The organism is Klebsiella sp. RHBSTW-00484, assembly GCF_013705725.1.
Taxonomy (GTDB): Bacteria; Pseudomonadota; Gammaproteobacteria; order Enterobacterales; family Enterobacteriaceae; genus Klebsiella.
In genome coordinates, this window is sequence record NZ_CP055481.1 from 5,626,949 (window position 1) to 5,639,922 (window position 12,974).

At 49.0% G+C, this 12,974-nt stretch carries 15 protein-coding genes; 9 read left to right on the forward strand and 6 right to left on the reverse strand.

The annotated features are described in order from the left end of the window. Positions 1–38 precede the first annotated feature (38 nt). Complete coding sequence (gene epmA / locus HV213_RS26455; protein WP_181483936.1) at positions 39–1,016, reverse strand: elongation factor P--(R)-beta-lysine ligase; 978 nt, start codon at positions 1,014–1,016, stop codon at positions 39–41. A 276-nt stretch (positions 1,017–1,292) separates the two neighbouring features. On the opposite strand from epmA, the gene frdA reads away from it, so the two are divergent. The 5 genes from frdA (at position 1,293) to HV213_RS26480 (ending at position 5,258) form a co-directional block, all read left to right on the forward strand. Then, entirely contained in the window at positions 1,293–3,083 is a 1,791-nt protein-coding gene (gene frdA / locus HV213_RS26460) for a fumarate reductase (quinol) flavoprotein subunit (RefSeq protein ID WP_181483937.1), read from the forward strand. Beyond that, positions 3,076–3,810, forward strand: coding sequence for a succinate dehydrogenase/fumarate reductase iron-sulfur subunit (locus HV213_RS26465; protein ID WP_181483938.1), 735 nt, complete (start codon positions 3,076–3,078; stop codon positions 3,808–3,810). The genes frdA and HV213_RS26465 overlap by 8 nt, the downstream gene beginning before the upstream one ends. Positions 3,811–3,820: 10 nt before the next feature. Continuing rightward, positions 3,821–4,216 (forward strand): fumarate reductase subunit FrdC, encoded by a 396-nt coding sequence (gene frdC, locus HV213_RS26470; protein ID WP_112216222.1) that lies wholly within the window; start codon positions 3,821–3,823, stop codon positions 4,214–4,216. A 10-nt stretch (positions 4,217–4,226) separates the two neighbouring features. Continuing rightward, positions 4,227–4,586: a fumarate reductase subunit FrdD gene (gene frdD, locus HV213_RS26475; RefSeq protein ID WP_181483939.1), complete on the forward strand. Its 360-nt coding sequence runs from the start codon at positions 4,227–4,229 to the stop codon at positions 4,584–4,586. Positions 4,587–4,727: 141 nt separating this feature from the next. Continuing rightward, positions 4,728–5,258 (forward strand): lipocalin family protein, encoded by a 531-nt coding sequence (locus tag HV213_RS26480; RefSeq protein WP_181483940.1) that lies wholly within the window; start codon positions 4,728–4,730, stop codon positions 5,256–5,258. On the opposite strand, the gene sugE is transcribed toward HV213_RS26480, so the two are convergent. From sugE to efp, 4 genes are all read right to left on the reverse strand, one after another. Then, complete coding sequence (sugE, locus tag HV213_RS26485) at positions 5,255–5,572, reverse strand: quaternary ammonium compound efflux SMR transporter SugE (protein WP_110274491.1); 318 nt, start codon at positions 5,570–5,572, stop codon at positions 5,255–5,257. The two genes, HV213_RS26480 and sugE, sit on opposite strands and share 4 nt — an antisense overlap. A 139-nt stretch (positions 5,573–5,711) precedes the next feature. Continuing rightward, positions 5,712–5,858, reverse strand: a complete 147-nt coding sequence (ecnB, locus tag HV213_RS26490) for a lipoprotein toxin entericidin B (RefSeq protein WP_110274492.1) — start codon at positions 5,856–5,858, stop codon at positions 5,712–5,714. A gap of 162 nt (positions 5,859–6,020) precedes the next feature. Continuing rightward, on the reverse strand, positions 6,021–6,152 hold the full coding sequence (locus HV213_RS26495; RefSeq protein ID WP_181483941.1) for an entericidin A/B family lipoprotein: 132 nt from the start codon (positions 6,150–6,152) through the stop codon (positions 6,021–6,023). 69 nt (positions 6,153–6,221) lie between these two features. Further along, positions 6,222–6,788 (reverse strand): elongation factor P, encoded by a 567-nt coding sequence (efp, locus tag HV213_RS26500; protein ID WP_110274494.1) that lies wholly within the window; start codon positions 6,786–6,788, stop codon positions 6,222–6,224. 42 nt (positions 6,789–6,830) lie between these two features. Here efp and epmB point away from each other — a divergent pair, with 42 nt between their 5' ends. Further along, positions 6,831–7,859, forward strand: a complete 1,029-nt coding sequence (gene epmB / locus HV213_RS26505; RefSeq protein ID WP_181483942.1) for an EF-P beta-lysylation protein EpmB — start codon at positions 6,831–6,833, stop codon at positions 7,857–7,859. A 169-nt stretch (positions 7,860–8,028) separates the two neighbouring features. On the opposite strand, the gene HV213_RS26510 is transcribed toward epmB, so the two are convergent. Next, a complete protein-coding gene (locus tag HV213_RS26510; RefSeq protein WP_181483943.1) occupies positions 8,029–8,583 on the reverse strand; it encodes a winged helix-turn-helix domain-containing protein in 555 nt (184 codons plus the stop codon). Between the two features lie 496 nt (positions 8,584–9,079). Between HV213_RS26510 and HV213_RS26515 the strand changes: the two genes are divergently transcribed. The 3 genes from HV213_RS26515 to HV213_RS26525 are packed head-to-tail and all read left to right on the forward strand — an operon-like array spanning position 9,080 to position 12,966. Then, positions 9,080–9,640, forward strand: a complete 561-nt coding sequence (locus HV213_RS26515) for a fimbrial protein (RefSeq protein ID WP_181483944.1) — start codon at positions 9,080–9,082, stop codon at positions 9,638–9,640. 53 nt (positions 9,641–9,693) lie between these two features. Continuing rightward, the gene (locus HV213_RS26520; RefSeq protein ID WP_181483945.1) at positions 9,694–10,386 is read left to right on the forward strand and encodes a fimbrial biogenesis chaperone; all 693 of its coding nucleotides are present in this window, start codon (positions 9,694–9,696) and stop codon (positions 10,384–10,386) included. Between the two features lie 36 nt (positions 10,387–10,422). Further along, positions 10,423–12,966 (forward strand): fimbria/pilus outer membrane usher protein, encoded by a 2,544-nt coding sequence (locus HV213_RS26525; protein ID WP_181483946.1) that lies wholly within the window; start codon positions 10,423–10,425, stop codon positions 12,964–12,966. Positions 12,967–12,974: the final 8 nt, after the last annotated feature.

Below are 12,974 nucleotides of genomic sequence, written 5' to 3' on the forward strand. Positions count from 1 at the left end.
TTCCCTCTTCATGGCGAAAAGGGAAGCGCAGGGGATAATCAGGCGCGGTCGACAGTAAAAGAGATAACGTCGCCGATGCTTTCAGCACCCAGCGCCAACATCACTACGCGGTCAACGCCCAGCGCGACGCCTGAGCAATCTGGCAGTCCTGCCTCCAGGGCAGCCAGCAGGTTGCGATCGATCGGCTGCAGTGGCAAGCCACGAGCCGCACGCTTACGGTTATCCTGCTCAAAACGCTGTTGTTGTTCGCGCGCGTCCGTCAGTTCGTGAAAACCGTTTGCCAGCTCTATGCCCTTGTAATAGACCTCGAAACGCTCCGCCACGCGGTGATCTTCGGTGCTAATTTGCGCCAACGAGGCCTGGCTTGCCGGAAAGTGATAGATAAAGGTCGGACGATCTTTACCAATATGCGGCTCAACGCCCATCACAAAGAGCAGTTGGAGCAGCGTGTCTCTGTCTTCTTCTGTATCGGCAATATTGCTCAGATCCAGCTTCGCCGCCACTTCGCGCAGTTGCGTTTTATCCGCCGACAGTGGGTCGATTTCCAGGTGACGCTGGAAAGCTTGTTGATAAGAAAGGCTCTCCGCCGGCTGGCAGTCCAGCACCTGCTGCAACAGATCGTCGACTTCGTTAATCAACCGGTACATGTCATAGCATGGACGATACCACTCCAACATCGTGAATTCAGGATTATGGTGACGCCCCATCTCTTCATTGCGAAAGCTACGGCATAACTGAAACACCGGGCCGCAGCCGGCCGCCAGCAGTCGCTTCATGTGGTATTCCGGGCTGGTCATCAGATACAGGTTCAGTCCCTGAGAATGCCCCGGTCCTACGAAACGCGTTTCAAACGGGACCATATGGATATCCGTCACCGTCGCCTGACTCATGCAGGGCGTCTCCACCTCCAACACGCCGCGGTCGGTAAAGAAACGACGAATTGCCGTCATCACCGCTGCACGTTTTAACAGATTTGGAATGGACGCGCTCGGCTGCCAGGTTGCCGTTTCGCTCATGGTACTTTCTCCGATTTGAAACAAGGGCACGAAGTCTACTCGTAACTGGCAGGTGAAACAAATTTTGTGCGAATTCGCGAATCCACTACATATCTTTATATTTATTGTTAACCGAAATGCATAAAAGAAATGAATAAACCGCCGCACAGATCGATAAAAAAATCGAACACGTCAATTTTCCCTGTTGACCCTACGGCTATACTCCTTACCCATAAAGGAGCAGTGATACATTTTCGCCAGCCCGGCGGCGAAATAAACAAAAACTGGAGGAATGTCGTGCAAACTTTTCAAGCCGATCTTGCCATAATTGGCGCTGGCGGAGCAGGTCTTCGCGCCGCAATTGCCGCCGCGCAAGCTAATCCAAATGCTAAAATCGCTCTAATTTCTAAAGTCTATCCTATGCGCAGCCACACCGTGGCCGCTGAAGGGGGTTCCGCTGCCGTCGCGCAGGATCATGATAGCTTTGAGTACCATTTTCACGACACCGTTGCCGGTGGCGACTGGTTGTGCGAACAGGATGTCGTTGACTACTTCGTCCACCAATGCCCGAAGGAAATGACCCAGCTCGAACAGTGGGGATGCCCCTGGAGCCGTCGCCCGGACGGCAGCGTCAACGTCCGACGCTTCGGCGGCATGAAAATTGAACGCACCTGGTTCGCTGCTGATAAAACCGGTTTCCATATACTGCACACCTTGTTCCAGACTTCCCTTCAGTTCCCGCAAATTCAACGCTTCGATGAACATTTCGTCCTCGATATTCTGGTCGATGATGGTCAGGCGCGTGGTTTGGTCGCGATGAATATGATGGAAGGCACGCTGGTGCAGATCCGCGCCAACGCAGTAGTGCTGGCGACCGGCGGTGCAGGACGCGTTTATCGCTACAATACCAACGGTGGTATCGTCACTGGCGATGGTATGGGTATGGCGCTAAGCCACGGCGTACCGCTGCGTGACATGGAGTTCGTGCAATATCATCCGACCGGCCTGCCGGGTTCCGGCATCCTGATGACCGAAGGCTGTCGCGGTGAAGGCGGCATTCTGGTCAACAAGGACGGATACCGCTATCTCCAGGATTACGGTATGGGGCCTGAAACGCCTCTGGGAGAACCGAAGAACAAATACATGGAGCTTGGTCCACGCGACAAAGTCTCCCAGGCTTTCTGGCACGAATGGCGTAAAGGCAACACCATTCCAACCTCGCGTGGCGATGTGGTTTATCTTGATCTGCGCCATTTGGGTGAGAAAAAGCTGCTTGAACGATTACCGTTCATTTGTGAACTGTCGAAAGCCTACGTCGGCGTAGACCCGGTGAAAGAGCCGATTCCAGTGCGCCCAACTGCACACTACACCATGGGCGGCATCGAAACCGATCAGCAGTGTGAGACCCGAATCAAAGGACTGTTCGCCGTCGGCGAGTGTTCTTCTGTGGGCCTGCACGGTGCGAACCGTCTGGGCTCCAACTCGCTGGCAGAGCTGGTGGTCTTTGGCCGTATGGCAGGTGAGCAGGCCATCAAGCGCGCCGCTGAAGCCGGAGAAGCCAATAGCGCGGCGCTGGACGCGCAGGTCGTCGATATCGAAAAACGCCTGAAAGATCTTGTGAATCAGGAAGGTAACGAGAACTGGGCGAAGATCCGTGACGAAATGGGTCTGTCGATGGAGGAAGGCTGCGGCATCTACCGTACGCCAGAGCTAATGCAGAAAACCATCGATAAGCTGGCCGAACTGCAGGAACGCTTCAAGCGTGTACGCGTCACCGACACCTCCAGCGTGTTCAATACCGACCTGCTTTATACCATTGAGTTGGGTCATGGCCTGAACGTCGCTGAATGCATGGCGCACTCAGCCATCGCTCGTAAAGAGTCCCGCGGCGCGCATCAGCGTCTGGATGAAGGCTGTACCGAGCGTGACGATGTCAATTTCCTTAAACACACGCTCGCTTTTCGCGATGCTGATGGCACCACGCGCCTGGAGTATGGTGACGTAAAAATCACCACTCTACCACCAGCAAAACGTGTGTACGGTGCTGAAGCGGAAGCAGCCGAGAAGAAGGAGACGACGAATGGCTGATATGAAAAATATGAAAGTCGAAGTGGTGCGCTACAACCCGGAAGTGGACATTGCACCCCATAGCGCTTTCTATGAAGTTCCCTACGATGAGCAAACCTCGCTACTTGATGCCCTGGGCTACATCAAAGATAACCTTGCGCCTGACCTGAGCTACCGCTGGTCCTGCCGCATGGCGATTTGCGGCTCCTGCGGCATGATGGTGAACAAAGTGCCAAAGCTGGCCTGCAAAACCTTCCTGCGTGAATATACCAAAGGCATTAAGGTTGAGGCGCTGGGCAATTTCCCGGTTGAGCGCGATCTGGTGGTCGACATGACCCACTTTATTGAAAGCCTGGAAGCGATTAAGCCGTACATCATTGGTAACCCGCGCACAACTGACCAGGGGCCCAACAAGCAAACCCCGGCGCAAATGGCGAAGTATCATCAGTTCTCCGGCTGCATCAACTGCGGTCTGTGCTATGCCGCCTGCCCGCAGTTTGGTCTGAATCCGGAGTTTATCGGCCCGGCGGCGATCACCCTCGCCCATCGTTATAACGAAGACAGCCGAGACCACGGTAAAAAGGAACGTATGGCGCAGCTTAACGGTCAAAATGGCGTCTGGACATGTACCTTCGTGGGCTACTGCTCCGAAGTCTGCCCTAAACACGTCGACCCGGCGGCCGCGATACAGCAGGGTAAAGTAGAAAGCTCGAAAGACTTTCTTATCGCCACCCTGAAACCACGCTAAGGAGTGCAGTATGACGACTAAACGCAAACCCTACGTGCGGCCAATGCCGTCCACCTGGTGGAAAAAGCTGCCGTTTTATCGCTTCTATATGCTGCGTGAAGGAACAGCAGTACCCACGGTCTGGTTCAGCATTGTGCTGATTTACGGGCTATTCGCACTGAAGCATGGCGCAGAGAGCTGGGCGGGCTACATCGGTTTTCTACAAAACCCGATAGTGGTGATCCTGAACTTGATTACGCTGGCGGCCGCATTGCTGCATACCAAAACCTGGTTTGAATTGGCGCCGAAAGCCGCCAATATTATCCTGAAGGGCGAAAAAATGGGGCCAGAGCCGGTTATCAAAGGGCTTTGGGTGGTGACCGCAGTGGTCAGCGTGGTGATTCTGTTTATCGCCCTGTTCTGGTAAGGAGACTGGCATGATTAACCCTAATCCAAAACGTTCCGATGAACCGGTATTCTGGGGACTGTTTGGCGCAGGCGGCATGTGGAGTGCGATTATCGCACCAGTAATGATACTGCTGGTCGGTATTTTACTGCCGCTGGGCCTCGCACCCGGTGACACCTTCAGTTATGAACGCGTACTGGGCTTTGCCCACAGCTTTATTGGTCGCGCATTCATCTTCTTGATGATTGTTCTGCCGCTGTGGTGCGGACTCCACCGTATTCATCATGCGATGCATGATTTAAAAATTCACGTTCCCAACGGTAAGTGGGTATTTTACGGCCTGGCGGCGATTCTGACCGTCGTGACTCTGGTCGGTATCATATTCATTTAAAACCGAGAGTCGACTCCGCGTTCACCTCGACTCCGGCAAGCCCGGTAGCATTATGTTACCGGGCTCTCTTCTCAAGAAAATTCTTCCGCACTTTTCCTGCCGAAATCTACACTTAGCTTAAAAGCTGGCAAGGAAAATATTATGCGTCTGCTTCCCGTCATTGCAGTTGTTGCCGCTTCATTTCTGCTTGTTGCCTGTAGCACGCCCACGCCTCCACAAGGCGTGACTGTTGTGAGCCCATTCGCCACACAGCGATATCTGGGGACCTGGTATGAGATTGCTCGCTTTGACCATAATTTTGAGCGTGGCTTAGAGAAAGTCACCGCAACTTACAGCCTGCGCGAAGACGGTGGACTGGATGTAGTCAATAAAGGATATAACCCCGATCGGGGCATATGGCAAAAAACTGATGGCGTGGCTTACTTTACAGGTGAACCCACACGCGCCGCGCTGAAGGTCTCATTTTTTGGCCCCTTCTATGGCGGCTATAACGTGATTGCGCTGGACAAAGATTACCGTTACGCGCTGGTTTGCGGCCCAGACCGCGATTATCTCTGGCTACTGGCACGCACGCCGAAAATCCCACCGGAAGTGAAACAGCAAATGCTGGATATCGCTACCCAGCAGGACTTCGACGTGAGTAAATTGCTATGGGTCAATCAACACTATTAATGGGCGCTGATTTTCAAGCCAATAATGCCAATGACAATACACGCCAGGCTGGCAATGCGCATCGGGCTGGCGGATTCACCTAATAGCAGAATGCCGGTTATCGCCGCACCAACGGCGCCAATTCCCGTCCACACCGCATAGGCTGTCCCTACGGGCAGGCTTTTCATCGCCCATGACAGCAAGGCCATGCTGACAACCATCGCAACAATGGTAATCACGCTTGGCACCAGACGGCTAAAACCGTGGGTATATTTCAGTCCGACGGCCCACACAACTTCCAGCAGACCAGCGATAAACAACACTATCCAGGACATATGGCTCCTTGATGGGGCCGTCCCCAGATGTGAAACGCTTACGGGTCGTCCCGTAAGGTGGATGATAACTCGCAGAGAGTATACACAACGAGGATGAGTCGAGGAAGAACGGTACGACCGCTGGCCGTACCGTCATGGTCTATTGCTGAGCTTTGGTCGCGGCACCGGAAATCGCATCACCGCCATCGGAAATATCCTGACCTACACCGCGCGTGGTGTTACATGCAGTCAATACAGAAGAGAGAGCCAAAACCGTAAAGAACGCTGCAATCGCTTTTTTCACCATAATGTCATCCTTATTTACCAGTTTTAGTTATCGTGCTCTATAAGCATAGACAACCTGGCCCAGGATGAGGGGAGCTCAACGCTTTTTAAGAGAAAAAGAGATTACAGAAGTGAAGTAAGGAGGTTACAGAGATATGAATAAGAATTGCCTGATGAAATCAAATTAACCAGCAGCGTGAGAAATCGCATGTCCCAAACTCTGGATATCTTCACCAACGCCACGAGCCGTATTGCATCCAGCCAACAGCGAGCTACCGAGAGCTAACAGTACCAACAATTTGAGCGCACGATTCATCTACCCTACCAGCTATGTCGATTCGTAGAGGGCGCAGCCTAACGCTGCGCCAACCATCTCATTGCAGAATTACTTCACGCGGGATACGTATTCGCCGGAACGAGTATCCACCTTGATGACTTCGCCAATCTGCACGAACAGCGGAACTTTAACGACTGCGCCAGTGGTCAGAGTCGCTGGTTTACCACCAGTACCTGCGGTATCACCTTTCAGACCTGGGTCAGTTTCCACGATTTCCAGCTCAACAAAGTTCGGCGGAGTGACGGAAATAGGCTGACCATTCCACAGGGTTACGATGCACTCGGCCTGATCCAACAGCCATTTAGCGCTATCACCAACTGCTTTTGAGTCCGCAGCCAGCTGTTCGAAAGTGGAGTTGTTCATGAAATGATAGAACTCACCGTCGTTGTACAGATAAGTCAGGTTCATATCGACAACATCTGCACCTTCAGCAGAGTCCGTTGACTTGAAGGTTTTCTCAACGCGGGTACCAGTCAGCAGTCGGCGCAGCTTAACGCGCGCAAAAGCCTGGCCTTTACCAGGCTTAACGAATTCACTGGCTTCAACTGCATAAGGTTCGCCGTCCATCATGATTTTAAGACCGGCACGAAAATCGTTGCTATAGTAAGTCGCCATAAGGCCCTCTGAAATTTTGTTAATTGGTAGCTAAGCCACAAAATGGCGCATATTGTAACCCTAAATACCCCATCCAGAGAAGATTGGTTAGCGCAACTTGCAGATGTTGTGACCAGTCCAGATGAACTGCTGCATCTTTTAAATGTAGACGCTGATGCGAATCTATTAGCAGGACGTGATGCAAAGCGCCTGTTCGCACTACGTGTTCCACGAGCATTTATCGCTCGCATGGAACCAGGAAACCCTAGCGATCCTCTTCTTCGTCAGGTACTTACCTCTCAAGAAGAGTTTATTACTGCCCCCGGATTCTCCACCGACCCGCTGGAGGAACAGCACAGCGTCGTGCCTGGTCTGCTGCATAAATACAGTAACCGTGCGCTCCTGCTGGTTAAAGGCGGCTGCGCGGTAAATTGTCGCTATTGTTTCCGTCGTCATTTCCCCTACGCCGAAAATCAAGGCAATAAGCGCAACTGGCAGGCGGCACTGGAGTATATCTCAGCCCACCCGGAGCTTGATGAGATCATCTTTTCCGGCGGCGACCCGCTGATGGCGAAAGATCATGAGCTTGATTGGTTAATAACGCAGCTGGAATCTATTTCACATATAAAGCGTCTACGAATTCACAGTCGCTTACCCATTGTCATCCCAGCGCGTGTTACCGATGCGTTAGTTGCACGTATTTCTACATCATCGTTACAGGTGCTGTTAGTGAACCATATCAACCACGCCAACGAAATAGATGCAGAATTTCACGCAGCTATGAAGCGGCTTCGCATAGCGGGTGTCACGTTGTTGAACCAAAGCGTACTGCTACGCGGCGTAAACGATAACGCTCAGACCCTGGCAGACCTGAGTAACGCGTTATTCGATGTCGGAGTCATGCCTTATTACCTGCACGTTCTGGACAGAGTTCAGGGTGCAGCGCATTTTATGGTTAGTGATGATGAAGCCCGGTCGATCATACGAGAGTTACTCACCCTGGTATCCGGTTATTTGGTGCCAAAGCTAGCGCGGGAAATCGGCGGGGAGCCTAGTAAAACGCCACTAGACTTAGGTTTAAAGCAATGCTAGTTACATTCTCTGCCGAGCATCGCCCGGCAGAGATTGCCAATTAATCAGTTCATATCTGATCTAATGTACAGATATTTAATAAATGTTACATAACTACCAGAAAGTGAACCCAGTGGTATATTAGGTGTAAATATAAAAGAAAGTTATAAGCTTATTCATTAGTTATTACTTACAAAAAGAGAGAAAGTATGTTAGCTGCTGTCATCAACAATAGCAAAGGCAGGAGCCACTTAGGTAACTTAAACGCCGTATCAACATTTTTCATTTTATCCTCCTGAGCAAGCAAATTATTAACTTTATTTCTCTCTATCGGGGGCAAAGAGGCATTATTTATTACTTGAATATTTGAAGTATTTCCCGAGTCTTCCTCTTCCGTTTTGAAGAACGACGCGATATGCGATCCTGAAGCGAGAACAAACCCACGCTGCCTTACCGTCACTATAATATCTTGCGATAGTCCCGCCTTAAGTAACGATTTTCTTAGTAAGGATATATTTTGATAAAAGGTGTTTTGAGATACAACAACACCTCTGGTTTTCCACACCGTATCCAGAAACTCCTCTCTGGATATAATTTTTCCATTACTTTCAAGTAAAAGCTGGAGACAGCGTGCAGTAGGAGCGTTTAAGCTCACACCTTCCCCATTCTCACCCAGGGGCTGCAACTCATTCACATTTACATTAAAAATAACTTCATTATTAATGATATATTCATTGAATATCATAGTCCCTTTCCGCCCTCATTAACTATGTGAAATAACGATGAATTAAATTCAATTTCATCTTTAGAAATCAGGATACATCCCTATAAACCAACCAGATTAGATAATTTCAAGTATAAATTAACAACTCCAGACCTGGAGCAAAGATAAGATTATCATGATATTTGAATCGAATGGAAGACCGATTTTATCACTATCCATTTTATCCATAAACATTATTATCAACGTAATCATCATGTGAATTCCCCACCTTCAAAAAACAAGCTTTAAATTCAAACAAAATTCACATGCATTTTATCTGTCCTCGTTTTAGATTTGTCGTCGCTCCTGCCCATTAAGCCAGATGTATACAGATGTATGTACAACAGCACTGGCAGGAGAAAGAAAACGATAGAGCTCAGGCATAGATAGCGGAATGTTAGTTATTACCCACACAACTAATTAACAGCCGAGCCAAGCATCTATTCAGGACTTTAGTATCTATAAATGGATTAAATAAATGAAAAAAACAATCGTAGCTGTAATGGTCGCTGCATCTGCAGTTCTGAGCGCTCAGGCTTTCGCGGCAGGGAACAGTTCTCAACTAACAATTCTGGGCAACGTAACTGACACCGGTGAATCCTGTAACGTTACACCGTCGGCTCTGATCCTGGGTGGTTCATTAACTCTGGATGATGTCAAAGCCTCCGTACTGGATGCACTGGCAATTAACACCCCTTATATGGCTACAGCAAAAGACATCGAGTACAAAATCGAAGATTGCCAGAAAGGTGCAACCGCTTACACCGGTAATATCAACATTACCGTCACTGGTGACTATATCAGCGGTCAGGATAACATCCTGACTAACACCGCAGTTAGCCCGGCAACCAACGCAGCTGTGACTGTTGTTAACACCGATGGTTCACGTGTAAGCTTCACCGGCACCACACCTAAAGTTGTCGCTTATACCGCAGGTACCCCGTCTTTTATGCGCTACAAAGCAGCCTATGTTAAAACTGCTGCTGGCGTTACCGATGGCGCAGTTAAAGGTGTCGCTACCTTTACTATCAGCTACTAATACTCAATAGGGCTTGCCTCAGGCAGGCCCTATTTTTATTCAGGGAATGAATTATGTTGAAGTCATTATTAAAAATAGTGGCAGTTTTTTCGTTTTCAGTAAGCTTTGCCGCCTATAGCGGTGTGGTTGTTGACTCCACACGACATCTTTATAAAGAGGGAGCGCGTGAAATTAACGCTAACCTGGAAAACAAAGATAATATCCCTTATTTAATAAAGTCATGGGTTGAGCCTCGTGAAGGCAGCCAAACGTCCTTTTTTATGGTGACCCCTCCTCTTTTTCGCCTGGAAGCAAAACAGAAAAATACTGTGCGTATATTTCCTAATGCGAACATAACTAGCGCACCTAAAGACAGGGAAACTGTTTATTATTTCAACGTAATGTCGATCCCACCGACCAGTGATGCAGACTCGGATAAAAACAAAATCCAACTGGCTGTACGTCATAGAATGCGTCTTATCTACCGCCCAAAATCCTTACAGGATCTTTCGATCAACCAGGAAGCCAAGAAATTAGAATGGCGTAAAAGCGGTAATAAAATCACGCTAAAAAATACAACACCATTTTTCATCTATTTTAAGTCAATCAAAATCAATAACACAGAAGTGAGTAGTTTCATTAACAATATCGATGCATTCGCCACCAAAGAATTTACATTACCAGCGGGTGTAAATGGCTCAGAAATAGTATGGAAAGTCGCAACTGACAACGGAGGCATGGGTTCTGCCTACTCGTCATCAATATAATTTTTTGTTCTTTTTTGACCGACCAGGGTGAAAAGTATGTCTATTTTAATAAAAAAAAGGGATGGTGTTCTTTCTGGTGTGTCCCACACATTTTTCGTTCTTGTTCCTGCGTTAGCCCTCGGTTTTTGTAACAATGCCCTGGCGCGTGATTTTTTTGACCCTGATTTTATTAAATCAGTTGGTCAAAGCGACCCTTCCTCAATACCGGATTTATCGCTGTACGCAACGAAAGATGCGCAGGCCCCGGGAGAGTATCGTATTGATGTGGTGTTAAATAATAATCTGCAGGAAACAACTGATATTCGGTTTATCGAAAAAAAAGATCCGGCTACTGGCGATCTGAAACTAGTCCCCTGCCTGAGTATCGCTAAACTAACCAGCTATGGTTTACGTTCAGAAGCATTTCCTCACTTAAAAGAAGATGCTAATGGATGTGCTGATACCAGTGGGATACCCAACTTCACAACAGATTTTAACTTCAATACTCAGCAACTACTGATATCTATACCACAGGCTGCGCTATCAACTATTGCTCAAGGGTTAGTCCCACCTGAAGAGTTTGATGATGGAATTAACGCACTACTGACTAATTACCAGTTCAGCTCAGGGAAGGACTATGAGGCAAACAACGAATACTACAACCTTAACTTACAGTCCGGCCTGAATATTGGACCATGGCGTCTACGTAACCTGAGTACCTGGAATAAATCAGCCGGTAATCAAAGCGATTGGGAATCAGTATACCTTTATGCACAGCGCAGTATTATCCCGTTGAAAAGCACTCTGGTGATGGGGGAAAGCACCTCACTATCGAGTATTTTTGATAGCGTACCTTTCACCGGGATTCAGCTTGCAACCGATACCGACATGATTCCAGAAAGCCTACGCGGCTTCGCACCAATTGTTCGCGGTATCGCCCGGACTAACGCCCGCGTTGTTATCAAACAGAACGGCTACCAGATCTATCAAGCCTTTGTCGCTCCTGGTGCCTTTGAAATTACCGATCTCTACTCAACCGGCGGTAATGGTGACCTCTATGTCACTGTCGAAGAAGCCGACGGTTCCCGGCAAAACTTCGTTGTACCTTACGCCTCCCTGCCGCTAATGCTCAGAGAAGGTCAGATGGAATACGAAATCACCAGCGGTAAATATCGCCCATACGATGGTGATGTTGATGAAAAACCGTTTACTCAAGCGACCATCAGCTACGGCGTATTAAGCAACACGACTTTTTACACCGGCCTACAGGCCGCCTCCAATTATCAGGCACTGGCTTTAGGTGTTGGGCAAAACTTGGGCGATATCGGCGCGGTTTCAGCCGACGTCACCGGAGCCTGGTCGAAAAAGAAAGATCTGGATAAAACGTCGGGTCAGTCCTGGCGCATTCGCTATGGTAAAAATATTCTTGAAACTGGTACGAATATCACCGTCGCGGGCTATCGCTACTCCACCTCTGGGTTCAATACGCTTACCGATGTAATGAATACTTATAATAATAGCTACGGTAGTTATACCTCCCGTTCCTTACGTAATAGAACCAATATCACCGTAAGCCAAAGTCTGGGTTCAGGGCTCGGGAGCCTGTCCGTCTCCGGTATATTTGAAGACTACTGGGACAGCAATCGCCGTAACAATTCATTAAATATTGGCTATAACGGCGGGTTCCGTCGCTTTAACTATTACGCAGGTTATAGCTACAGCCGCTATTCTTGGGGTAGTAATGGCACAAGCCGCACCGTCGAAGACGATCACGTCGTTTCATTTAACATCACAGTGCCATTAGGCGACTGGATACCGAATACCTACGCAACGTATAACGTCACCAACAGCAGCCCAGGCTCTACCGACCAGTATGTTTCTCTCAGCGGCGTTGCGCTAGAAAACCATAATCTGGACTGGAACGTACAGCAAGGTTATAGCAATCGGGAAGATGCCAGCGGCGGGGTATATAGTAACTATCGTGGTTCAATGGGTTCCGTTAACGGCGGCTACAGCTATAGCAAGCATAGTCAGCTCATTAACTATGGTATGAGCGGCGGAGTCCTGGTTCACGCTGATGGTATTACACTGGGACAAGAAATGTCTGAAACTGCCGTCCTGGTTAAAGCGCCGGGCCTAAATAACGTCCGCCTCGAAAATGACGCGACGATTGAAACTGATTATCGCGGCTACGCCATTATTCCTTACGTAACACCTTACCATCGCACCAGCGTGGCATTAGATAACACCACTTTGAGCGATAATATGGAACTGCCGAATACCACGCAGAAAGTGGTGCCCACTCGTGCCGCAATTGTACGGGCAAATTTTGAAGGAAATATTGGTCGCCGCGCATTCCTGATCCTGAAAAGATCGTCGGGTGAGAACGTTCCTTATGGTGCGACGGTAACCTTAACCACGGATAAAAATGCTCAGGCCAGCATCGTATCCGACGGCGGCATGGTTTATATGTCCGGGCTGAAAGATAACGGTGAAGTTTATGCCCAGTGGGGAACTAAAAGCGGCCAGCAGTGTAAGGCAACTTATAGCTTAGCTGCGACAACCGAAGGCATTGCGCAGGCCACTGCGGTTTGCCGTTAACAGGGAAG